Origin of the sequence: Novosphingobium sp. (assembly GCF_020852455.1) — a bacterium.
Classification (GTDB): Bacteria; Pseudomonadota; Alphaproteobacteria; order Sphingomonadales; family Sphingomonadaceae; genus Novosphingobium.
This window is the reverse complement of record NZ_JADZAT010000009.1, coordinates 16,335-37,965: the sequence shown is the minus strand read 5'-3', so window position 1 is coordinate 37,965 and position 21,631 is coordinate 16,335. Positions and strand designations below refer to the sequence as shown.

Genomic DNA, 21,631 nt, shown 5'->3' with positions numbered 1-21,631 from the left:
GATCCTCACAAATCGATCAGCAGCCGCGTCGGATCCTCGATCGCTTCCTTGATGATCTTCAGCGCGGTCACCGCCTCGCGCCCGTCGATCAGGCGGTGGTCATAGCTGAGCGCCAGGTACATCATCGGGCGGATCACGATCTGGCCGTCGCGCACAACCGGGCGGTCCTCGATCCGGTGGAGGCCGAGTACGGCGCTCTGCGGGGGGTTGATGATCGGCTGGGACATCAGCCCGCCGAACACCCCGCCGTTGGAGATGGTGAAGGTCCCTCCAGCCATGTCAGCCATGGTCAGGGTGCCGTCCTTGGCCTTCTTGCCATAGGCGGCGATCGCCTTTTCGATGTCGGCAAAGCCCATCGCCTGGACATCGCGGACCACTGGAACGACCAGGCCGTTGGGGGCGCTGACCGCAACCGACAGATCGACATAGGGGTGATAGACGATTTCGTCGCCATCGATCCGGGCGTTGACCGCCGGGAATTCCTTGAGCGCGAGGCAAGCCGCCTTGGCGAAGAAGCTCATGAAGCCAAGCCGCACGCCGTGCTTCTTTTCGAAGGCATCGCGGAAGGTTTCTCGGGCCTTCATCACCGCGCTCATGTCGCAGTCGTTGGTGGTGGTCAGCATCGCCGCTGTGTTCTGCGCCTCTTTCAGGCGGCGGGCGATGGTCTGGCGGATCCGGGTCATCTTGACCCGTTCCTCGCCGCGATCACCGGCGGGTGCCGGGGCCGTTGCCGCAGCAGGCGCGGCAGCTTCGGCTGGAGCCGCGCTCTTGGCGGCGGCGGCGGCCAGCACGTCTTCCTTGGTGATCCGTCCGTCCTTGCCGGTGCCCTTGACCACGGCCGGGTCGATCCCGTGTTCCAGCACCGCGCGGCGCACGGCGGGGGAGAGGGTGGAGGCTTCGGCGCTGGAGGCAGCCGCCGAGGCCGGAACCGGAGCAACCGCTGCCGGCGCCGGAGCAGCTGCAGCAGGCGCAGCGGCGGCGGGCGCGCCCGATCCTGCCTCGATCGTCGCGATCACCGCGCCGACCGACACGTTGTCGCCGGTCTTGGCGATGTGCTGACCCATTACGCCAGCAACCGGTGCGGTCACTTCGATCGCGACCTTGTCGGTTTCCAGGCTGGCAATCGGCTCGTCGGCAGCAACCGCTTCGCCAGGCTGCTTGAGCCATTCGCCGATGGTCGCTTCGGCAACGGATTCACCCAGGGTGGGGACTTTGACTTCGGTGCTCATCTCATTTTCTTCCAGAGTCTTGGTCAGACCACCAGTTCAATCCGGTGGCGCCGCCTTTGGTCGTCAATAGTGTTTCAAGCTGTTCGGCGATCCTGGTGACCGCCGGTTGGGTATCGATCTTTTTCAACCACTTGCGCACAAAAGGTTGGCTTGGCTCGATAAAGACCAGCCAGCCGTTCGGGCTGGAATAGGAGGCGCAGCCCAGCCAGGTGGGGAACTGTTCACCGCCCAGATCGACCATCCAGCCCCAGTCTTCCTCGATGATCGCACCCGAATAACCCAGCGCCTTGAACTCGCGAGACAGGAAGTCCGCCAGTTTGGCGCCCTGGATTTCCGGGTTGTAGGTGTTGCCTACTCCCTCCGGTTCCTCGAACAGCGTCGAATTGAACTCCAGATGGGTTCGCATCGGGTTCAGCCCTTCTTCCGCCGGCGGATTTCACTACGGACCGAAGTGCCCAGCGCGTGGCTGATCAGCGCGCCCTGTTCGGCTTCGTGCCGCTTCGCCAGGCCCGTGGCGGGCGAGGCGCTGGCAACGCGGCCGGCATAGCGCGGACGGGTAACCTTGCGCTTGGCGGCGATCAGCGCCTCTTCGATCAGGCTTTCGACGAAGAACCACGAACCGTTGTTGCGGGGTTCTTCCTGGCACCAGACCACGTCTTCCAGATTGGGCATCTTCGAGAAACGCAGCGCCAGCGGCTCACCCGGGAAGGGATAGAGCTGTTCGAGCCGGATGATCTGGGTATCGGTGATCCCGGCAGCATCGCGGGCTTCCATCAGGTCATAGGCGACCTTGCCGGAACAGAGGATCACCCGGCGGGTATCCTTGTCGGCCGAGCCATTGCGGTCCGACAGGATCCGCTTGAAATGCGCTTCGCCCAGGAATTCGCTGGCCTCGCTCTTGGCCATCGGATGGCGCAGCAGCGACTTGGGGGTCATGATGATCAAGGGTTTACGGAAAGGGCGGTGCATCTGCCGGCGCAGCACGTGGAAGTAGTTGGCCGGGCTGGTGATGTTGCAGACCTGGATGTTGTCCTGCGCGCAGAGCTGCAGATACCGTTCGAGCCGGGCCGAGCTGTGTTCCGGGCCCTGGCCTTCGTACCCGTGCGGCAACAGCATGACGAGGCCGTTGGCGCGCAGCCACTTGGCTTCGGAGGCGGCGACATACTGGTCGATCACGATCTGTGCGCCGTTGGCGAAATCGCCGAACTGCGCTTCCCACAGCACCAGGCTTTTGGGGTCAGCGCTGGCATAGCCGTATTCGAAGCCCAGCACGCCGTATTCGCTTAGCGGGCTGTCGTGCACTTCGAACCGGCCATGAGGCACGGTGGAGAGCGGCACGTACTTGTGCTCGTCGCTCTGGTCGGTCCAGACCGAGTGGCGCTGGCTGAAGGTGCCGCGGCCCGAATCCTGACCTGACAGGCGCACGGCATAGCCTTCGGACAGCAGCGAGCCGAACGCGAGTGCCTCGCCGGTTGCCCAGTCAAACCCGCTGCCGCTAGCGAACATCTCGCGCTTGGCATCGAGCACGCGGGCCAGCGTCTTATGGATTTGGATCGAATCCGGAACCGTAGTCAGCGTGCGGCCCAAGCTGTCGAACAGCTTGCGGTCGATCCCGGTATGGATGTTGCGCCGGGCGGTTTCCGGATCGGCCGGGGCATGCAGCCCGGTCCAGCGGCCGGCGAACCAGTCGGCATGGTTCGATTTGTAGCTCTTGGCCGCCTCGAACTCGCTTTCCAGCACCTGGGTGAAACGCATTTCGACTTCGGCGCCGTAATCCTTGTCGATCACGCCCTGGCCAACCAGCCGGTCGGCATAGAGCTTGCTGACCGGCGGATGCTGGCGGATCACCTTGTACATCAGCGGCTGGGTAAAGCCCGGCTCATCGCCTTCGTTGTGGCCGAAGCGGCGATAGCACCACATGTCGACCACGATATCGCGGCCAAAGGTCTGGCGGTAATCGACCGCCAGCTTGCAGGCAAAGGTCACCGCTTCGGGATCATCGCCGTTGACGTGCAGGATCGGCGCCTGGACACCCTTGGCAACGTCCGAGGGGTAGGGCGAGCCGCGCGAGAACTGCGGGCTGGTGGTAAAGCCGATCTGGTTGTTGATGATGAAATGGATGCAGCCGCCGGTGTTGTAACCCTTGACGCCCGAAAAGCCGAAGCATTCCCAGACGATGCCCTGGCCGGCAAAGGCCGCATCGCCATGGATCAGGATCGGCATCACGGTCTTGTGCTTGCCCTGGCCGATATCGTCGCGGAACACCTGGTTGGCGCGGACCTTGCCCAGCACGATCGGGTCCACGGTTTCGAGGTGGCTGGGGTTGGGGACCAGGCTCATATGCACCTTGATGCCGTCGAATTCACGGTCGGTGCTGGTGCCCAGGTGATACTTCACGTCGCCCGATCCGCCGACATCCTCGGGATTGGCGGTGCCGCCCGAAAATTCGTGGAAGATCACGCGGTAAGGCTTGGCCAGCACATTGGCCAGCACGTTGAGGCGGCCGCGGTGGGCCATGCCATAGACGATTTCGCGCACGCCGCGCTGGCCGCCGTACTTGATCACCGCTTCGAGCGCGGGGATCATCGATTCCCCGCCGTCGAGCCCGAAGCGCTTGGTGCCGACGTACTTGCGGCCCAGGAACTTTTCGTACTGCTCGCCGCGTACCACCGCGCCCAGGATCGCCTTCTTGCCTTCGGGAGTGAAGTCGATCGACTTGTCGCCGCCTTCGATCCGTTCCTGGATGAAGCGGCGTTCCTCGACATCGGCGATGTGCATGTATTCGTAGCCGACCTTGCCGCAGTAATTGCGCTTCAGCACATCGACCAGTTCACGCACCGTGGCCCATTCCAGACCCAGCGTGCCGCCAAGGTAAACCTTGCGGTCCAGCGCCGCGCCGGTGAAGCCGTGGTAGGCGGGGTCAAGGTCAGCCGGAAGGTTCTGGTGCGACAGGCCCAGCGGATCGAGATCGGCGCCCAGGTGCCCGCGCACGCGGTAGGTGCGCACCAGCATCATCGCCCGGATCGAATCCGCCGCGGCTTCCTCCACCGCGCGCGGATCGAGCGCCGCGCCAGCCTTGGCGGCAGCCGCCTTGACCGCCAGCTGCATCTGCGTCGGGTCGAGCGCGGCGGTCAGGTCGTCGCTGACCGAGCGCCAGTCCGGCTTGGCCCAGCTCGGACCCGGCTGCGGGTCGTCCGGTAGGAAATCGTGGCTTTCGTTGCCCATCGCAGGCAGCCCTTTCCGCTTCTACATCTCTGGGGCGGAGCGCTCCCGGGGAGGAAAACGCTTTGCCCGAACATGGTTAGGCGGGGTGCAACAGGCACCCCGCATTTTTCCTTAGGCGAAGGCCTTCAGCGCTTCGGCCAGCGTTTCACCCAGCAGGCTGGGCGAAGAGGAAACGCGGATGCCCGCTGCTTCCATCGCTGCGATCTTGCTTTCGGCATCGCCCTTGCCGCCCGAAACGATTGCGCCGGCATGGCCCATGCGGCGGCCCGGAGGGGCCGTGCGCCCGGCGATGAACCCGGCCATCGGCTTGCGGCGGCCGCGCTTGGCTTCGTCGATCAGGAACTGCGCGGCCTGCTCTTCAGCATCGCCGCCGATCTCGCCGATCATGATGATCGACTTGGTTTCATCATCGGCCATGAACAGTTCAAGCACGTCGATGAAGTTGGTGCCGTTGACCGGATCGCCGCCGATGCCGACTGCGGTGGTCTGGCCCAGGCCGATGTTGCTGGTCTGGAACACCGCTTCATAGGTGAGGGTGCCCGAGCGCGACACGACGCCGACCGAACCCTTCTTGAAGATCGAACCGGGCATGATCCCGATCTTGCATTCGCCGGGGGTCAGCACGCCGGGGCAGTTGGGGCCGATCAGGCGGCTCTTGCTACCCGACAGCGCGCGCTTGACGCGAACCATGTCTAGCACCGGAATGCCCTCGGTGATGCAGACGATCAGCTCGATCTCGGCATCGATCGCCTCAAGGATCGCATCGGCCGCGCCCGGGGGCGGGACGTAGATGCACGAAGCGGTCGCGCCGGTGACGGCCTTGGCCTCGGCCACTGAGTCAAATTGCGGCAGGCCGATATGGGTCGTGCCGCCCTTGCCGGGGGTAACGCCCGCAACCATCTGCGTGCCGTAATCGAGCGCCGCCTGGGTGTGGAAAGTGCCGGTGGCGCCGGTCATCCCCTGGGTGATGACCTTGGTGTTCTTGTTGACGAGGATGGACATCACATTTTCCTTGTTGAATTGATAAGTCGAATGACGCTTGGCCTGACAAGTATGCCAACGAAAACTGCCATGATCGCTGGGATCAGTAGCGGCGCAGCCAGCCAAATAATTCCATCGGTCAGGAATCCCCCAACCAATATTGCCAAGGTCAGCAAACCAAAAGATACCCACCCAAGCCTCGTGTGGATCAGTGTGGCGGCAAGGCATCCGCCAACACAGATGACAAAACCGGGCGACAGAGGATTCATCCCAGCGACGGCTCGATGCCCTTGCAGGCCACCAGCAGTTCCTTGACCGCATCGACCGAGACCTGGAAGTTGCTCTTGGCCTCGTCATCCAGCGCGATTTCGATCACTTCTTCGGCGCCGTTCGCGCCGATCACCACCGGCACGCCGACATAGAGCCCGTCAAGACCGTACTGGCCGTCAACATAGACCGCGCAGGGCAGAATGCGCTTCTGGTCGCCCAGATAGGCTTCGGCCATGGCGATCGCGCTGGTGGCGGGGGCGTAATAGGCCGAGCCGGTCTTGAGCAGGCCGACGATTTCGCCGCCGCCTGAACGGGTGCGGGCGACGATCGCGTCGAGCGCTTCCTTGCTCGACTTGCCCATCTTGACCAGATCGGTGACGGGAATGCCATTGACGGTCGAATATTCGAGCACCGGCACCATGGTATCGCCGTGGCCGCCCAGCACGAAGGCGTTGACGTCCTTGACCGAGACGCCGAATTCCCAGGCGAGGAAGGTCGCGAAGCGCGCCGAATCCAGCACGCCGGCCATGCCGACCACCTTGTTCGCGGGCAGGCCGCTGAATTCGCGCAGCGCCCAGACCATCGCGTCGAGCGGGTTGGTGATGCAGATCACGAAAGCGTTGGGGGCGTGGTTCTTGATCCCTTCGCCCACGGCCTTCATCACGCCAAGGTTGATGCCCAGCAGGTCGTCGCGGCTCATCCCCGGCTTGCGCGGCACGCCGGCGGTGACGATCACCACGTCGGCGCCGGCAATATCGGCATAGTCGTTGGTGCCGGTGATCTTCGCATCAAAGCCTTCAACCGGGCCGCACTGCGAAAGGTCCAGCGCCTTGCCCTGGGGAATGCCTTCGGCGATGTCGAACAGGACGATGTCGCCCAGTTCCTTCTTCGCGGCGAGGTGGGCGAGCGTGCCGCCGATCATGCCGGCGCCGATAAGGGCAATCTTCTTGCGAGCCATGGTACGAATACGTCCTTCCCTGAATGCGGGATCGCGGCTGGCGTACGGACAACCCATTCCATCCCGCTGGGTGCAGGCGTCCGGCTAATCCAACCGCCCTAGGCCGGTGATTTCGCGATTGCAAGACGGTAAAAGGCCGTAGCGGCAACTATTTGTTGATAATGGTTCGCAATTGCAATACGAAATTTTGCGAGCATGGCGAAGCAGTTCCGGAGCCGGTCTGGCGCCTCTGGCTACCAGGCCGGAACAGCACTGTCGAAATGCGGTGTGTTGCGCGGACCTAGCGCTTGAGACGCGCCAAGCGCGCGTTCACCCGGCTGGCCCGGCGCGGATCGAGTGTGCGGCACACTTCAAGCCAGTGGATCAGCCCCGCACGATCGCCGCTGCGATGCGCCAATTCGGCGCGTTCGGCGGCATCCTCGGCGGCGCGCAGGCCGTGCTCGGCAAAGTGCTTGAGCGCAAAACGCAACGTCTGCTGATGCTGCGCGGCATCGCCGTTGTCATTGGCAGCGCGGGCCCTGAGCCGGCCTTGTGCGGCCCGGGTCAGGTGACCGGGCTGGACCAGCGGAGCGGCGGCGGCATAGCGGATCGACATGGGTGGGGGCGTGGCCTTTGCGACTTCGGTGTTGGACCGGTCTGATAGCAGCCGCCCGCTAATGCTTGGTGTGATGCTATGGTTGCCGCGCGTTTACCAAGTCAGCGACCCGCCCGGTAATCAGCCGCCCGGGCGACCGATCCACTGGCCCGAATTCTGGTATTCGGGCTTGACGGTCGATCCGGGCAGCCGCTCGCCGCTGTATTGCTTGTCGCCGCCGCGGGCCTGAACTTCGGCCGAATAGGAGGGTGCGGGGGCAGGGCGAGCCTGGCCAAGATCGCCCGGCTGGCCCGGACCCGTGCCCTGCGCGGTCTTGAGCCCGCTGTCATAGGCCTTTTGCAGCGCCAGGGGATCAAGCGCCGGATCGGGCAGCTTGTCGGCGGCCGGATTGCGGGCATGCGGCACCGCCATCGGCTCACCGCCGACATAGGCGAAGCGGAAGGTTCCGGCCTGCCCGGCCTTGCCGTTGAAGCGATAGAACCGGTGCGCGGCGATCGTGGTGATGTGGAACAGGCTGGGCGCCCAATAGGGATAGATCTGGATGGTGTGGTAATGCGTGGCCAGCCCAACCGCCGGCTCGACATAACCTGACAGTGCCTGGGCGGCGACGCCGCGCGCGCGCTCCCAGAAGTAGGGATTGGGCCGCCGCGCCAGCGAGCCATCGCAGGTAAAGCTGAACTGGCATCCGGTGGTGCGTTCGCTGCCTTGATAGACCACGCCGCAGACGGTGTTGGGATAGCTGGGATGGGCCACGCGGTTGAGCACGACCTGCGCCACCGCGCGCTGGCCCTGGTCGGGCTCGCTGCGGGCCTCGTAATAGACCGCCGCGGTCAGGCAATCGAGCGCGCGGCCGCGATCGACCCCGGACAGGTCCATCCGCATCGCCCGGGCAATTGGTCCGCCGGCAAAATCAGCGAGGCCTGCCGTGGCCTGCTTGCCGGTGGCGGGATCGAAGCCGGACAGCACTTCGCTGGTCGCGACATAGTAGGAGGCCGATCCGGGAAAACTGTCACCGGGCCGCTCGAACGGCATCGGATCAAGCGCGAACTGGCTGCGCCCGGCGCTGGCCACGTCGAAGACCTGCCAAGGCGAGGGCGCGGCCAGTGCCGGCACCGCCACCACCGCCAGCAGCATTAGCGCCCGCCGCCCGCGATGCTTGCGCGCCTGCCGCTTGCCCAGCGTGGGCACACCCCGCCGCTTCAGCCGCGCGCCAAAATCGCGCGGCCTCGGCTCATAGGGAAAGGTCAGCAGGTGGTTCATTCGCTCTCGTGTTCGGTTACGCGCCTTCGCGCGTAAGACCAGGTGGGGCCACAGCGCCAGTGCGCTTTTGTGCCCGTACCAGGCCGGGACGGTCTCCGCTCATAGCGGTCAAGCCCTCAAAAAAAGTGAACGGACCATGCAAAAGCTGGAACTTGTGCATAAGCCGCAGCGGGGCTAACGCGCTGGCCACGTCATAGGTTGTCCGGCCAAATTTCCGTGCGAGCGGAAAGGAACGCCGGGCCTAAGAGGGAAGCGGTCTGAAATGCCGCGCTGCCCCCGCAACTGTGACCGGGGAGCGAACCCCTGATGCCACTGGGTAAAACCGGGAAGGCGGGGCCAGCGACGATCCGGGAGCCAGGAAACCTGCCCATGACGGTCGTTCCGCAGCCGGGCGGGGTGTACCGGGATGCAGCGCAAGGTCCGCAATGGTGCGGGCGCTTTCGCCATGAACGGCATGTTCATGACGGGAGTATTGCGCGTGAAATTTGTCTATTTTCTGGGTGCTTCGCTGCTGGTTGCCTCGCCTGCTCTGGCGCAGGGCAAGAAACCGCCGCTGCAGGATGCGCCGGTCTTGTGCTATGAAGGCGGAACGGATTGTGACGGCGATCAGGCCGAGCGCCTTGACCCCGACAATGCCAACTCGATCACGGTCACCGGCCTGTGGACGAGGATTGCCGATGGCGGCCAGTCGGTTTCGGTGATCAGCGCAGCGGACCTGGCCCAAGTCCAGGGCGCCGACCTGTCCCGCGCGCTTGAGCGGCTGCCGGGCGTCAATTTTGCGCGCAATGGCGGGCTGGGCAGCGCTTCGAGCCTGTTCGTGCGCGGGGCGAGTTCGGAACAGCTGCTGGTGATGATCGATGGCGTGCGGATGCAGGACACCGCATCGCCTTCGGGCGGGTTCGACCTTGGCACGCTGATGGCCGGCGGGCTGGGCCGGGTTGAGCTGCTGCGCGGATCGAACTCGATGACCTGGGGCAGCGATGCGATCGGCGGGGTGCTGGCGGCCAGCACCGATACCCGCAGCGGTCTGCGCGCCGGTCTGGAATACGGTGCGCACGATACGGTCGATGCCAATCTTGGCTGGGGATTGTCGCGCAGCGGCCACGAACTGGGGCTGACCGCCGGTTACACCCGCACCGATGGCATTTCCGCCTATGCCGGGGGGACCGAGGCCGATCCGTTCCGCCAATGGCATCTGGGCGGGCGCGGCTCGCTTGAGCTGGGCGGCAGCCTCAAGCTGGTCGCAGCCGGTCGCTATGCTGACAGCAAGGTCGATTTTGACGGCTATCCGGCGCCCGCCTACAGCTTTGCCGATACCCCTGAGTACCAGATCACCCGGCAAGGCTCGGGCCGGGTCGGACTGGAATACCAGGGCAGCGGGCTGGAGCTGAGCGGCGGGGTCGCGCTGTCCGATACGCGCCGCGCGTATTACGATCCGACCTATGGCTCGGCGCCCAATTTCGAAACCGCCGGTCGCTCGGTCCATGCCGACCTGAAGGGCCGCGCCGATCTGACCGATGGCGTGACGCTCGATTTCGGCAGCGATGCCGACTGGTCGCGGTTTTCGACCACCTTCGATCCGCGTCAGACCACGCGGACAGTGGGCGGGCATGCGCTGCTGGGCTATCACGGCGAGCGGCTGAACCTGACCGCCGGTGCGCGGATCGACGATCATGACCGGTTTGGCAGCCACTGGACCTTCGGTGCCAATGGCAGCTTCGACCTGACCGGCAACCTGCGCCTGCGCGCCTCGTTCGGGCAGGGCTTCAAGGCACCGACCCTGTACCAGCTCTATGGCTATGGCGGGAACGCCACGCTCAAGCCCGAGCAGAGCGATGCCTATGACCTGGGGCTTGAATATGCTCCGGGTGACGGCTCGGCGCGGCTGGGGCTGACGCTGTTCCGGCGCGATTCGAGCAACCTGATCGATTACGTCTGGCCCAGCGGCTATACCAACATCAGCCGCACCCGCGCGCAGGGGGTGGAACTGGAAGGCCGCTTCAAGGTCACCAATCGCCTGTCGGTGCGCGGGGCCTATACCTGGCTTGAGGCGACCAACCGGCTGACCGGCAAGGACCTGGCCCGGCGTCCGCGCAATGCGCTGAGCCTGTCGTACGATTGGCGCACGCCGCTCAGCGACCTGGCGCTGGGCGCCGATTTCCGTCTGGCCGGGGACCGGTTCGACGATGCCGGCAATTTCACGCCGCTCGATGGCTATGCGCTGGTCACGCTGCGTGCCAGCATGCCGCTGGGTGAGCATCTTGAGCTCTACGGCCGGGTGGAGAATGTGACCGACGAGAGCTATGAAACCTCGGCAGGCTATGGGTCCTATGGCCGTACTGCCTACGCCGGGATCAGGGTGAAGTGGTGATCAGTCTCAAGACCCTCGCCATGTCGTTTCGCCGAATGGTGAGGGTCTTGCCGGCTGTGTTCCCCCTCACGCTGGCTGCCTGCGCGCCGGTTCCGGCACCGCAGGAGTCCGGCCCGACGATCGTCAGCCTGAACCCCTGCACCGATGCGATCCTGGCCGAAGTGGCCGATCCGGGGCAGCTGCTGGCGATTTCGGCCTATAGCCAGGATCCGGCCTCCAGCTCGATGGACCTGGCCCGCGCGCGGGCGATGCGCGGGGTCAGCGGCACGGTGGAGGAAGTGGCCGCGCTGCGCCCGCAGGTGGTGGTGGCCAGCACCTTCGAAGCGCCCGCGACCACCGGGGCGCTCAGGCGGCTGGGCTTCCGGCTGGAGCAGTTCGGACTGGCCGCGACGGTCGAAGACAGCATTGCCCAGGTCCGCGCGCTGGCCCGGATCTCCGGACATCCCGAACGCGGCGAGGCGCTGGTGGTGCGGATCCAGGCTGCGCTGGCGGCAGCCCGGCCCACAGGCGCCCCGATCCCGGCCGTGGTCTGGCAATCGGGCGGGATCGTGCCGGGGCAGGGGACGCTGATTACCGATCTTCTGACCCGCACCGGCTTTGCCAATGCGGCGGCCCAGCGCGGACTGCACCAGGCCGATCTGCTGCCGCTGGAGGACATGCTGGCCCACCCGCCGCGGCTGATCCTGACCGCCGGCAACATGCATTCCGAAGAAGACCGCCTGCTGGCCCACCCGGCATTGGCGGCGCTCAAACAGACCCGGCGCGCGCGGCTGGATCCCGCGCTGCTGTGGTGCGGCGGGCCCACGATCCCGCGCACCGTGGCGCGATTGGTTGAGGTGCGCGGGGCCTTCGAGACGGGCCTTCGACTTCGCTCAGTCCCTCCTCAGGAAGAGCGTAAAAAGGGAAAACCCGCTCATCCTGAGGAGCGACCGGGACTGAGCTTGTCGAAGGTCCGGTCGCGTCTCGAAGGACCCGGCGCATGACCCGCCCCACCACGTTCCTCCTTCTGGGCCTGCTGATCGCCGTGCCGCTGTCGCTGCTGGCGGGGCGGGTGTGGCTCGATCCCTTCGCAGAACCCGTTCCCAATGCGCTGATAATCCTCACAGAATTGCGTCTGCCGCGCGCCGTGCTGGCCATTGTGCTGGGCGCCGGGCTGGGCGCGGCGGGGGCGGCGATGCAGGGCTATCTGCGCAACCCGCTGGCCGATCCGGGCCTGTTCGGGATTGCGCCCGGCGCGGCGCTGGGGGCGGTGCTGAGCTTCTGGACCGGCCTGGCCGGGACCCCCTGGGTGCTGCCGCTGTTTGCACTGCTGGGTGCCGGCGGGGCGATGGCGCTGCTAGGGCTGGTGGCGGGGCGGACCGGATCGGCGCTGCTGTTTACTCTGGCGGGGATGATTATCGCCAGCCTGGCCGGGGCCTTGATGAGCCTGGCGATCAGCCTGTCGCCCACGCCCTTTGCGATGAGCGAGATCGTCACCTGGCTGATGGGGGCAATGACCGACCGGTCATGGCGCGAAGTGTGGTTCGCCGCGCCGCTGACCCTGCTGGGGATCGCACTGCTGCTGCGCGCCGGGCGCGCGCTTGACGCGCTGACCCTGGGCGAAATGGCCGCGCGTTCGCTGGGGGTCGATCCGCGGCGGCTGCAATGGCTGATGATCGGCGGGGTCGGGCTGACGGTCGGCGCCGGAGTGGCGGCGGCCGGGATCATCGGCTTCGTCGGGCTGATCGTGCCGCACCTGCTGCGCGGGTTCACCGATGGCCGCCCGTCGCAGCTGATCCTGCCCAGCGCGCTGGCCGGGGCCTTGCTGCTGCTGGTGGCCGATTGCCTGTGCCGGGTGCTGCCGCTGCAGAGCGAGTTGCGGCTGGGGATCGCGCTGTCGCTGTTGGGGGCGCCGTTCTTCCTGGCGCTGCTGCTCAGGATGCGGAGGGATCTGGCATGAGCCTGGCTGGCTGCAACCTCCACCTTGCGCAGCGCCTGCACGGCGTCTCGCTGCAACTGAGCCAGGGCGAGGTAACCGCGATCTGCGGGCCCAACGGTGCGGGCAAATCCAGCCTGCTTTCGGCGCTGGCCGGGATCGTTCCGCTTGATCAGGGCGAGGTCAGGCTTGACCAGGACCTGATGGGCCGGTTGCCGCTGGATGACCGCGCGCGGCGCGTGGGCTTTCTGCCGCAGCAGGCCGAACTGGCCTGGGACCTATCGGTCGAGACGCTGGCCGGGCTGGGCCGTCTGCCGTGGAGCCTGGGACCCGAAGCCCATCGCCAGGCGATTGACCGGGCGATTGCCGACATGCAGCTTGAACCGCTGCGCCGGCGGCCGCTTTCGCGGCTGTCGGGCGGGGAGCGGGCGCGGGCCATGCTGGCGCGGGTGCTGGCGGGTGAGCCGTGCTGGCTGCTGGCCGATGAGCCGCTGGCCAATCTCGATCTCGCGCACCAGTTGGCGCTGCTGGCGCATTTCCGCAAGCTGGCCGGGCAGGGGCTCGGCGTGGTGCTGGTGCTGCATGACCTGGCCCAGGCGATGAACCATGCCGACCGGGTGGTGGTGCTGAAGGACGGGCAGGTGCTGGCTGATGGTCCGCCCGATCAGGCGCTGGACGAGGCGGTGATCGAACAGGTCTGGGGGGTCAAGGCCCGCTGGCTGGGCGATGCCGGGGGCAAGGCTTTGGTAATCTAGGCATTTCGGCGACGGACTCGGGAAAAGTTGCCGCGAATTTCGGCCAAGGCGTTGCCTCGCCAGTTTGCCCCGGCCATACCTCGGACAGCAAAAGGGTTGCGAATCGAGGCTTTTCGATGACTGAACTTGCGTCCCCCGGGCAATTGCGCGCCGTTTTCCTGCGCTGGGCGCTGTTCATTGTGCCGGGCGTGCTGTTCCTGGGCTTCTTCTCCGGCAAGATCGGCGGCAGCGGCGCAGGCAATCCGTGGTTCATGGAACTGGTCAAGCCATCGCTCTACCCGCCGCCGCAGCTTTTCGGGATCGTCTGGACGGTGCTCTATCTGTTGATGGGCGTGGCGCTGACGCTGGTGATCATTGCCCGGGGCGCACCCGGGCGCGGGCTGGCGATCGGCCTGTTCGTGGTGCAATTGCTGCTCAACCTGGCCTGGTCGCCGCTGTTCTTCGGCATGCATCAGATTGCCGCCGCGCTGGGGCTGCTGGTGGTGCTGGACCTGGCGATCGTCGCCACGATCGTCCTGTTCCGCAAGGTCCGTCCGCTCGCCGCCTGGCTGCTGCTGCCCTACCTGGCCTGGGCGCTGTTCGCGACGCTGCTCAACTGGCAATTCCTTGAGGCCAATCCGGGTGGTGAGCCGCCGGTCGATGTGGCCTTGAATCTGGCGGCGGTGAGGTCCATCTAGCGGCCATGCAAAGCGAAAACCCCCTGATCGCCGACATTGCCAAGCTGTTCAACAGTGCGGCTGGAACCATGGCCGGAATGGGCCGCGAAGCGCGCGACGCCGCGCGTGAGCGGGTCAAGGAAGCGGTCGGCGGGCTCGATTTCGTCGCCCGCGAGGAATTCGACGCGGTCAAGGACATGGCCGCCAAGGCGCGCGAGGAAAACGCAGCGCTGAAGGCCCGGGTCGAGGCGCTGGAAAAGGCGCTCAAGGCCAAGAAGTAGGGCCCTTCCGGCGTGCATTTCGCCGGTCCCGCAATTGTCTGTGCCAGCCGTCCGCATGGCGAGACGGCCGTGGTTGTGCGGCTGCTGACCGAGGCGCAGGGGCTGGTGGCAGGCTATGTCGCGGGTGGACGCGGGCGGCAGCTGCGCCCGGTGCTGGTGCCCGGCAATCTGGTTGAGGCTGATCTGCGCGCCCGGATCGAGGGGCAGCTGCCCTTTGCCAGGCTTGAGCTGCTGACGAGCCGCGGCCCGTGGCTGAGCGAGCCCTTGCCCGCCGCTGCGATCGGCTGGGCGACCGCGCTCACCGCCGCCGCCTTGCCCGAACGCCATGCCTACCCGGCGCTGTTCCCGGCGCTTTCGGCGCTGCTCGATGCGGTGTGCCATGCGCCATCTGCGCGCGGGTGGTTGCCGGGGCTGCTGGCCTATGAAGCGCTGCTGCTGCGCGAACTGGGATACGGTGAAACTTCGCCGCCAGCAGGCGCCGAATTGCCCGCGCTGCTGGCCGCGTTCGATGCACTGGGGCAGCGGCTGGATCGCTATCCGCTTGCCGAACGCCGCAATGATGTTATGGGCGCGCGCGCCATGCTGCGCGAACGGCTGGCAAGGCTAGGCTAGGGCGGGAACCCCCATGAAGATTGCAGTATTGGCTGGCGACGGGATCGGCCCCGAAGTGACGCGTGAAGCGGTGCGGGTGCTTGAGGCACTCGGTCTGGCCGGACTTGAGCTGGTCGAAGGCGATGTCGGCGGCATGGCGTACAAGAAGCACGGCCATCCGCTGCCGGCGGCAACGCTCGATCTGGCGCGCGCCAGCGACGGGATCCTGTTCGGCGCGGTAGGCGATCCGGACTGCGACAATCTGGAACGGCACCTGCGCCCCGAACAGGCGATCCTGGGCCTGCGCAAGGAACTGGGCCTGTTTGCCAACCTGCGCCCGGCGCGGGTCTTTGCCGGGCTTGAAGATTTTTCGGCGCTGCGCCCCGAAGTGGCCGGCGCGATAGATCTGCTGATCGTGCGCGAGCTCAACGGCGACGTCTATTTCGGCGAAAAGGGCATCCGCACCCTGCCCGATGGCCGCCGCCAGGGCTGGGACATGATGTCCTATGCCGAAGACGAAGTGCGCCGCATCGCCCATGTCGCTTTCCGCGCCGCACAGGGCCGCAATGGCAAGCTGTGCTCGGTCGACAAGGCCAATGTGCTCGAAACCTTCCAGCTGTGGCGCGATGTGGTGACCGAGGTCGCCGCCGAGTACCCCGACGTTGAGCTCAGCCACATGTACGTCGATAATGCGGCGATGCAGCTGGTGCGCAATCCGGGGCAGTTTGACGTGGTGGTCACCGGCAACATGTTCGGTGATATCCTCTCGGACCAGGCAAGCATGTGCGTGGGCTCGATCGGGCTGCTCGCCTCGGCCTCGCTCAGCGAAGGCAAGCTGGGGCTTTACGAGCCGATCCACGGTTCTGCCCCCGATATCGCCGGCAAGGGGCTGGCCAATCCGATGGCCACCGTGCTTTCGGCGGCCATGCTGCTGCGGCATTCGCTGGGGATGGAAGACCAGGCCGCGCGGATCGAGGCAGCGGTTGCCCGCGCCTTGGCCGATGGCGTGCGCGGCGCAGACCTTGGCGGCAGCCACGGAACTGCGCTAATTGGCGACGCGATTGTCGAAAGGCTCTGAACGATGACCATCCGCCTTGGCGTAGTCCTGCCCACCTACAACGAGCGCAAGAACCTGCGCGGGATGATCGAGCGGCTGGACAAGGCGCTGGCCGGGATCAGCTTTGAAGTGATCGTGGTGGACGACAACAGCCCCGATGGCACTTCGGACGAGGCTCGCGCGATCGCGCAGGACGATCCGCGCGTGCACGTGATCCAGCGGATCGGGCGGCGCGGGCTGTCCTCGGCCGCGATCGAGGGGATGTGCGCCACCGCCGCGCCGGTGGTGGCGGTGATGGACGCCGACCACCAGCACGATCCCGAACTGCTGCCCGGTATGCTCGCGGCGATCGAGGGCGGGGACTATGACCTGTCCTATGCCAGCCGCTTTGCCGAAGGCGCCAGCACCGAGGAATGGGGCCGTCCCGACCGGGTCAAGGCATCAAACCTTGCCAACCGCATCGCCAACAAGGTGACCGGGGTCGAACTGAGCGACCCGATGAGCGGCTATTTCATGCTCAAGACCGAAACGCTGCGGGCCGATGCGCACCGGCTTTCGGGGGTGGGCTTCAAGATCCTGCTCGATATCCTGGCGACGGTTGAACAGCCGCTGCGGATCAAGGAAGTGCCGATGAATTTCGCGGCGCGGCTGGAAGGCGAAAGCAAGCTTGACCGCACCGTGGTGTTCGAATTCCTGGTTGGCCTGTACGACAAGTGGCTGGGCCGCTGGATCCCGACCCGCTTTGCGCTGTTCGGCACCATCGGCGCGCTGGGCGTGGTGGTCCACATGGCGGTGCTGGCGCTGGTGCTGAACCTGTTCGGGGCGCGCTTCATGGTCAGCCACTATCCGCAGGAAGTGGCTTTCATCACCGGTCAGACCACCGCCGCCATGGTGGCGATGACCTTCAATTTCGTGCTGAACAACGAACTGACCTATGCCGACAAGCGCCTGCGCGGGTTCGGGCCGCTGCTCAACGGCTGGCTGCGTTTCCTGCTGACCTGCGCCTTTGGCCTGCTGGCCAATATCGGCGCGGCGACCGCGCTGGTGCGGATCGGGTTCAATCCCTATCCGGCAGCACTGGTCGGCATCGTGCTGGGTTCGGTCTGGAACTTCGCGCTGTCGAGCAAGTTCGTCTGGGGCAAGTACTGAGCGGTCAGGCGGGAACCGGCGCTTCTACAAAGCCCGGCCAGGTTGCCATGTAGCCGACAAAGGCCTCGCCCAGACCTTCGGCGCGCAGGTGCTCGCGGGTGACCGGGGTGGGGGTGCAGGCAAAGTCGGGATCGGCGATCGTGCGCGCGGCAAAATCGTGGTGCAGGATCGCTGCGCGACCGGGCAGCACGAAATCGGCCCCGGCATCCAGGCAGGCGCGCACCTTGGCAGCATCCATGATCTTGCCGGCCACGCCCAGCGGGGTGCCGCCGCGGTCAAGCGTGGTGAAATGCGCGATCAGCGGCTGGCCCTTGTGCGCTTCTTCCTCGGGCTCCTTGAAACAGTCCCACAGCGACATGTCGAGGTAGTCGATCTGGCCGCCGGTCATCACTTCCTCGGCCAGCAGCTTGGCTTCATCGAGCCGGACGTTGAAGCGTTCGGGCGAGAGCCGCAGGCCGATCTGGAACTGCGGCCCGGCAGCGGCGCGGATCCCGTCGATGATTTCCAGGATCAGCCGTTTGCGGTTTTCAAAGCTGCCGCCATAGCGATCGTCGCGCCGGTTGTTTTCGGCATCGAGGAACTGGGCGAGCACATAGCCATGGGCACCGTGAACCTCGACCCCGTCGAACCCGGCCTTTTCGCAGCGCAGCGCGGCAGCGATGAAATCGTCGCGCAGCTGCTCGACCTCGGCGGTGGAGAGCGCGCGGGTGCCGGTCGCCTCATCAGCAAAGGCGCTTTGCGGGGCTTCGCAGATCTGGTCGCGCGGTGAGCGCATCCCGGCATGGTGGAGCTGCACCGATGAGACCGCGCCGTGTTCGCGCAGCAGGCCCGCCAGTCGGGTCAGTCCGGGCAGGTGATCGTCCGAATAGACGCCCAGCTGGCCCGAGAAGCCCAGCCCCTGGCGCTGGACGCTGGCTGCGGCGGTCATCACCGCGCCGAAGCCGCCCTTGGCGCGCATCACCAGCCAGTTGATCTCGTCATCGCTCAGCGTGCCGTCAGGATGGCTTTGCAGGTTGGTCAGCGGCGCGAGCATGAAGCGGTTGGCCATGGCCGGGCCATGCCGGAAGGAAAGCGGCTGCGAATAGCTGGTCATAAGAGAATCCCCGTTGGCTTTGCGCCAATGTGGGGAGCCTAGCGCCAGCTGTCCAGCCACATCCAGAACTGATAGCTGGGCCGCCCGCAGCACAGCGGCCAGCCCGAGATGATCGGATAGAACCAGGCGAACAGCGCAAAGCTGAGCACCAGCGTGGCCGGGGCCAGCCAGCGCCAGCGATCCCTGCGCCGCCAGGCCGCATCGAGCGCCAGGGCCAGCGCGCCCATCATGAAGGTGCTGGGCAGCAGGTAATGGTAGATGAACTGGATCGGCTTGCCCGACAGCGGCCACATCACCATGCTGGCCAGGTACAGCGCGGTGAAGGCCAGCGCGGCATGGCTGCGATGGCGCAGCGCGGCCCACAGCGACCAGGCCATCGCGGCCAGACCGGCGTACATGGTGAAGGGGTTGCCGATCAGCACCACCCCGCGCTGGGCCCCGTCAACGTCCTTGTAAAGATACCAGATCGCGCGCCAGTTGCCGATCCATTCATACCATTGCGAACGGTAGGGGTGGAGCTTCTTCACGCTGTCCTGCAGCCGCAGCATGTATTCGTGCCAGGCGATCGGGTGCCAGGGATCGATCGGCCGGTCGGCCCACAGAAAGCCCGGCAGGAAGGTCAGCCAATAGACCGCCAGCGGGACCAGCCCCAGCCACAGCGCGGCCTCGGCCAAGGTGAAGCCGGGGACGGGGCCGCCGTCCCGCGCCAGTGCAAAGCGCAGGCCATTGGCCTTGAGCTTCAACACCAGGAACAGCAGTCCGGGCATGGCGAGGGCCGGGGCGATGCTCCATTTCGCGCCCAGCGCCAGCCCGGCCGGCACGCCCGCCAGCGCCAGCCGCCAGCGCGCCTGGCCGGGCAGCCGGCAGGCCGCCGCGAAGTGCCACAGCGATGCCACGCCCAGGCTGGCCATCACCATGTCGAGCATCGCGATCCGGCTCTGGATGAACCAGAAGAAATCGGTGGCCAGCAGCAGCGCGGCCAGGATCGCGGCCAGCCGGCGCCCGCTGACGAACCACACCAGCCGGCTGAAGGCGAACAATCCGAAGCCGCCCAGCAGCGCGCTTGGCACGCGCCAGTAGAGCGGCTTGTCGCCCAGCCAGTGGATCGCTGCGGCCAGCACTGTCTTGCCGAACAGCGGATGTTCCGGGTTGGCGCGCAGCCCGTCGATCAGCTTGCGCGCTGCGGGCACATAGTGGACCTCGTCGAAATAGATCTCGCTGGGCGTACCCAGCCGCCACCAGACCAGCCCAAAAAAGAACACCGCGATCACCGCGCACCAGTCGGCCGGGTCCTGTTCCTGGGTGAAGCGGGGGTGCATTGGCGATGGGTTAATCGGGGTGGAAGGGAAGCGCAACAAGGGTCCTCTCCATTTTTGGCGAATGCCACAAATGGGGAGGTGGATCGTCCGCAGGACGAGACGGAGGGGCAATTGGGCCAGCGCCGATACCCCTCCGTCAGCGCTTCGCGCTGCCACCTCCCCATTTGCACTGCGTGAAAATGGAGAGGGCCTTGGGCTTGCGCCCGATTGTCCGCGCACTTACAGCCACCCGCATCATGAAGCGCACCACCGGAACCGACCGTTCGATCACCAAGACCTGGCGCCGCGCCACCCAAGCCGTGCGCGGCGGGACCTGGCGCAGCGAAAAGGGTGAAACCAGCGAGGCGATCTTCCTCACCTCGGGCTATGCCTACGACGATGCCGAAACCGCCGCCGCGCGGTTCCGCGGCGAAGATCCGGGGATGACCTATTCGCGGCTGCAGAACCCGACCGTCGCCATGCTGGAAGAACGCATCGCGCTGATGGACGGGGCCGAGGCCTGCCGCGTCCAGGCATCGGGCATGGCGGCGATGACCGCGGCGATGCTGTGCCAGCTGCAGGCGGGCGATCACGTGGTGGCCGGGCGCGCTGCCTTTGGTTCGTGCCGCTGGCTGGTCGATCAGCTGCTGCCGCGCTTCGGGATCACCTGCACCACGATCGACGCGCGCGACAACGATCAGTGGGTGGCGGCGATCCGGCCCGAAACCAAGGTGTTCTTCTTCGAAACCCCGGCCAATCCGACGATGGATATCGTCGATCTGAAATTCGTCTGTGATCTGGCCAAGAGCCGGGGGATCACCACGGTGGTCGATAACGCCTTTGCCACGCCCGCGCTGCAGCGGCCGATCGAATGGGGTGCCGATGTGGTGGCCTATTCGGCGACCAAGCTGATGGACGGGCAGGGCCGGGTGCTGGCCGGTGCGGTTTCGGGCAGCGCCGAATTCATCAATGAGAAGCTGCTGTGGTTCCAGCGCAACACCGGGCCCAACCTGTCACCGTTCAACGCCTGGGTGGTGCTGAAGGGGCTGGAAACGCTGGACCTGCGCGTCCATCGGCAGAGCGAGAACGCGCTCAAGGTCGGCCAGTTTCTTGAAGGCCGGGTTCCGAAGATCAATCATCCGGGGCTGGCCAGCCACCCGCAGCATAACCTCGCGATGCAGCAGATGGACGCGGCCGGTTCGATCTTCAGCTTCGAACTGGATGGCGGACGCAAGCAGGCGCACGCCCTGCTGAATGCACTGCAGCTGATCGATATCTCGAACAACATCGGGGATTCGCGCAGCCTGATGTGCCACAACGCCTCGACCACGCACTATTCGGTGAGCGAGGACGCCCGCCAGGAAATGGGCGTGACCGAAGGCATGCTGCGCCTGAACGTCGGGCTGGAAGATCCCGATGACGTGATCGACGATCTCGACCGGGCGCTGAAGTCGGTAGGTCTTTAGTAGAAGTCGGGCGCGCCCAGCGGGCAGCCCATGTCGATCAGTGCGCGCGCCAGCAACTGGGCGGCGGCCTGCGGGATCGAGACGTCGGGTGCGGCGCACAGTTCGCGCAGCAGCGCGGTGCAGGCCTGCGGATCGCGCGGCGCCAGCACCAGCGCATCGAGCATGCGGCCTTCATCGGCGGTCATCCTAGGATGGTTGTGGCGCACGATCTTGAGCGGCCGGGTCGAGGCGCTGGCGGTTTCGATCAGGTAGGCGCGGATGAGGGTGAGCGGGCGTTCGTATTCGCGCCCGAAGGCCTGGTAGCCAAGGTTGGCAAGCTCGCTGTCATGCAGTTCACCTGATGCCATCTTGCGAATCATTAGCAAGACGAGCGCCAGGTCTGGGTCCTCAGGAACCACCAGCGACAAGATTTTCTCCAATGATTCCGCAGTTTTCACACCAGCTTCCTCGAGACCTGATGTGCAGTTATTGATAATCATTA

At 65.9% G+C, this 21,631-nt stretch carries 20 protein-coding genes and 1 riboswitch; of the genes, 10 read left to right on the top strand and 10 right to left on the bottom strand.

Annotated features, from left to right (window positions below; translation table 11 throughout):
• Window positions 1-5: 5 nt before the first annotated feature.
• The 7 genes from odhB to IT549_RS03420 form a co-directional block, all read right to left on the bottom strand.
• Window positions 6-1,229: a 2-oxoglutarate dehydrogenase complex dihydrolipoyllysine-residue succinyltransferase gene (gene odhB / locus IT549_RS03450; RefSeq protein WP_292969978.1), complete on the bottom strand. Its 1,224-nt coding sequence runs from the start codon at window positions 1,227-1,229 to the stop codon at window positions 6-8.
• A 1-nt stretch (window position 1,230) separates the two neighbouring features.
• Window positions 1,231-1,635, bottom strand: a complete 405-nt coding sequence (locus tag IT549_RS03445; protein ID WP_292969976.1) for a hypothetical protein — start codon at window positions 1,633-1,635, stop codon at window positions 1,231-1,233.
• A gap of 5 nt (window positions 1,636-1,640) precedes the next feature.
• On the bottom strand, window positions 1,641-4,454 hold the full coding sequence (locus tag IT549_RS03440) for a 2-oxoglutarate dehydrogenase E1 component (protein ID WP_292969975.1): 2,814 nt from the start codon (window positions 4,452-4,454) through the stop codon (window positions 1,641-1,643).
• Window positions 4,455-4,565: 111 nt separating this feature from the next.
• Window positions 4,566-5,456, bottom strand: a complete 891-nt coding sequence (gene sucD, locus IT549_RS03435; RefSeq protein WP_292969974.1) for a succinate--CoA ligase subunit alpha — start codon at window positions 5,454-5,456, stop codon at window positions 4,566-4,568.
• Between the two features lie 244 nt (window positions 5,457-5,700).
• Complete coding sequence (gene mdh / locus IT549_RS03430) at window positions 5,701-6,663, bottom strand: malate dehydrogenase (RefSeq protein ID WP_292969972.1); 963 nt, start codon at window positions 6,661-6,663, stop codon at window positions 5,701-5,703.
• Between the two features lie 280 nt (window positions 6,664-6,943).
• Window positions 6,944-7,258 (bottom strand): hypothetical protein, encoded by a 315-nt coding sequence (locus tag IT549_RS03425; RefSeq protein ID WP_292969970.1) that lies wholly within the window; start codon window positions 7,256-7,258, stop codon window positions 6,944-6,946.
• Window positions 7,259-7,378: 120 nt separating this feature from the next.
• Window positions 7,379-8,518, bottom strand: a complete 1,140-nt coding sequence (locus tag IT549_RS03420) for a cell wall hydrolase (protein ID WP_292969969.1) — start codon at window positions 8,516-8,518, stop codon at window positions 7,379-7,381.
• A gap of 197 nt (window positions 8,519-8,715) precedes the next feature.
• Window positions 8,716-8,904, top strand: a riboswitch (cobalamin riboswitch).
• 92 nt (window positions 8,905-8,996) lie between these two features.
• Here IT549_RS03420 and IT549_RS03415 point away from each other — a divergent pair.
• From IT549_RS03415 to IT549_RS03375, 9 genes are all read left to right on the top strand, one after another.
• Complete coding sequence (locus IT549_RS03415; RefSeq protein WP_292969968.1) at window positions 8,997-10,889, top strand: TonB-dependent receptor; 1,893 nt, start codon at window positions 8,997-8,999, stop codon at window positions 10,887-10,889.
• Between the two features lie 56 nt (window positions 10,890-10,945).
• On the top strand, window positions 10,946-11,872 hold the full coding sequence (locus tag IT549_RS03410) for a helical backbone metal receptor (RefSeq protein WP_292969967.1): 927 nt from the start codon (window positions 10,946-10,948) through the stop codon (window positions 11,870-11,872).
• On the top strand, window positions 11,869-12,828 hold the full coding sequence (locus IT549_RS03405; RefSeq protein ID WP_292969965.1) for an iron ABC transporter permease: 960 nt from the start codon (window positions 11,869-11,871) through the stop codon (window positions 12,826-12,828). The genes IT549_RS03410 and IT549_RS03405 overlap by 4 nt, the downstream gene beginning before the upstream one ends.
• Window positions 12,825-13,559 (top strand): ABC transporter ATP-binding protein, encoded by a 735-nt coding sequence (locus tag IT549_RS03400; RefSeq protein ID WP_292969964.1) that lies wholly within the window; start codon window positions 12,825-12,827, stop codon window positions 13,557-13,559. The genes IT549_RS03405 and IT549_RS03400 overlap by 4 nt, the downstream gene beginning before the upstream one ends.
• A 116-nt stretch (window positions 13,560-13,675) precedes the next feature.
• Window positions 13,676-14,236, top strand: coding sequence for a TspO/MBR family protein (locus tag IT549_RS03395; RefSeq protein WP_292969963.1), 561 nt, complete (start codon window positions 13,676-13,678; stop codon window positions 14,234-14,236).
• A gap of 5 nt (window positions 14,237-14,241) precedes the next feature.
• On the top strand, window positions 14,242-14,496 hold the full coding sequence (locus IT549_RS03390; RefSeq protein ID WP_292969962.1) for an accessory factor UbiK family protein: 255 nt from the start codon (window positions 14,242-14,244) through the stop codon (window positions 14,494-14,496).
• A gap of 12 nt (window positions 14,497-14,508) precedes the next feature.
• The gene (locus IT549_RS03385; protein ID WP_292969961.1) at window positions 14,509-15,108 is read left to right on the top strand and encodes a recombination protein O N-terminal domain-containing protein; all 600 of its coding nucleotides are present in this window, start codon (window positions 14,509-14,511) and stop codon (window positions 15,106-15,108) included.
• Window positions 15,109-15,121: 13 nt separating this feature from the next.
• Window positions 15,122-16,165 (top strand): 3-isopropylmalate dehydrogenase, encoded by a 1,044-nt coding sequence (gene leuB, locus IT549_RS03380; protein ID WP_292969960.1) that lies wholly within the window; start codon window positions 15,122-15,124, stop codon window positions 16,163-16,165.
• 3 nt (window positions 16,166-16,168) lie between these two features.
• Window positions 16,169-17,293 (top strand): glycosyltransferase family 2 protein, encoded by a 1,125-nt coding sequence (locus IT549_RS03375; RefSeq protein ID WP_292969959.1) that lies wholly within the window; start codon window positions 16,169-16,171, stop codon window positions 17,291-17,293.
• Window positions 17,294-17,297: 4 nt separating this feature from the next.
• On the opposite strand, the gene IT549_RS03370 is transcribed toward IT549_RS03375, so the two are convergent.
• Window positions 17,298-18,386, bottom strand: coding sequence for an NADH:flavin oxidoreductase (locus tag IT549_RS03370; RefSeq protein WP_292969958.1), 1,089 nt, complete (start codon window positions 18,384-18,386; stop codon window positions 17,298-17,300).
• Between the two features lie 38 nt (window positions 18,387-18,424).
• The gene (locus tag IT549_RS03365) at window positions 18,425-19,705 is read right to left on the bottom strand and encodes a phospholipid carrier-dependent glycosyltransferase (RefSeq protein WP_292969957.1); all 1,281 of its coding nucleotides are present in this window, start codon (window positions 19,703-19,705) and stop codon (window positions 18,425-18,427) included.
• Window positions 19,706-19,941: 236 nt separating this feature from the next.
• On the opposite strand from IT549_RS03365, the gene IT549_RS03360 reads away from it, so the two are divergent.
• Window positions 19,942-21,150, top strand: coding sequence for an aminotransferase class I/II-fold pyridoxal phosphate-dependent enzyme (locus tag IT549_RS03360; protein WP_292969956.1), 1,209 nt, complete (start codon window positions 19,942-19,944; stop codon window positions 21,148-21,150).
• On the opposite strand, the gene IT549_RS03355 is transcribed toward IT549_RS03360, so the two are convergent.
• The gene (locus tag IT549_RS03355) at window positions 21,147-21,629 is read right to left on the bottom strand and encodes a DUF6628 family protein (RefSeq protein ID WP_365776098.1); all 483 of its coding nucleotides are present in this window, start codon (window positions 21,627-21,629) and stop codon (window positions 21,147-21,149) included. The genes IT549_RS03360 and IT549_RS03355 overlap by 4 nt on opposite strands.
• Window positions 21,630-21,631 lie beyond the last annotated feature (2 nt).

Excerpts from the sequence above, each read along its gene's own strand:
- IT549_RS03425 (WP_292969970.1), bottom strand. The coding sequence starts at position 7,258 with ATGTCGATCCGCTATGCCGCCGCCGCTCCGCTGGTCCAGCCCGGTCAC.
- IT549_RS03360 (WP_292969956.1), top strand. The coding sequence starts at position 19,942 with ATGAAGCGCACCACCGGAACCGACCGTTCGATCACCAAGACCTGGCGC.
- sucD (WP_292969974.1), bottom strand. The coding sequence starts at position 5,456 with ATGTCCATCCTCGTCAACAAGAACACCAAGGTCATCACCCAGGGGATG.
- leuB (WP_292969960.1), top strand. The coding sequence starts at position 15,122 with ATGAAGATTGCAGTATTGGCTGGCGACGGGATCGGCCCCGAAGTGACG.
- IT549_RS03395 (WP_292969963.1), top strand. The coding sequence starts at position 13,676 with ATGACTGAACTTGCGTCCCCCGGGCAATTGCGCGCCGTTTTCCTGCGC.
- odhB (WP_292969978.1), bottom strand. The coding sequence starts at position 1,229 with ATGAGCACCGAAGTCAAAGTCCCCACCCTGGGTGAATCCGTTGCCGAA.
- IT549_RS03355 (WP_365776098.1), bottom strand. The coding sequence starts at position 21,629 with ATGATTATCAATAACTGCACATCAGGTCTCGAGGAAGCTGGTGTGAAA.
- IT549_RS03390 (WP_292969962.1), top strand. The coding sequence starts at position 14,242 with ATGCAAAGCGAAAACCCCCTGATCGCCGACATTGCCAAGCTGTTCAAC.
- IT549_RS03375 (WP_292969959.1), top strand. The coding sequence starts at position 16,169 with ATGACCATCCGCCTTGGCGTAGTCCTGCCCACCTACAACGAGCGCAAG.
- IT549_RS03420 (WP_292969969.1), bottom strand. The coding sequence starts at position 8,518 with ATGAACCACCTGCTGACCTTTCCCTATGAGCCGAGGCCGCGCGATTTT.
- IT549_RS03400 (WP_292969964.1), top strand. The coding sequence starts at position 12,825 with ATGAGCCTGGCTGGCTGCAACCTCCACCTTGCGCAGCGCCTGCACGGC.
- mdh (WP_292969972.1), bottom strand. The coding sequence starts at position 6,663 with ATGGCTCGCAAGAAGATTGCCCTTATCGGCGCCGGCATGATCGGCGGC.
- IT549_RS03365 (WP_292969957.1), bottom strand. The coding sequence starts at position 19,705 with ATGCACCCCCGCTTCACCCAGGAACAGGACCCGGCCGACTGGTGCGCG.
- IT549_RS03370 (WP_292969958.1), bottom strand. The coding sequence starts at position 18,386 with ATGACCAGCTATTCGCAGCCGCTTTCCTTCCGGCATGGCCCGGCCATG.
- IT549_RS03405 (WP_292969965.1), top strand. The coding sequence starts at position 11,869 with ATGACCCGCCCCACCACGTTCCTCCTTCTGGGCCTGCTGATCGCCGTG.
- IT549_RS03440 (WP_292969975.1), bottom strand. The coding sequence starts at position 4,454 with ATGGGCAACGAAAGCCACGATTTCCTACCGGACGACCCGCAGCCGGGT.
- IT549_RS03445 (WP_292969976.1), bottom strand. The coding sequence starts at position 1,635 with ATGCGAACCCATCTGGAGTTCAATTCGACGCTGTTCGAGGAACCGGAG.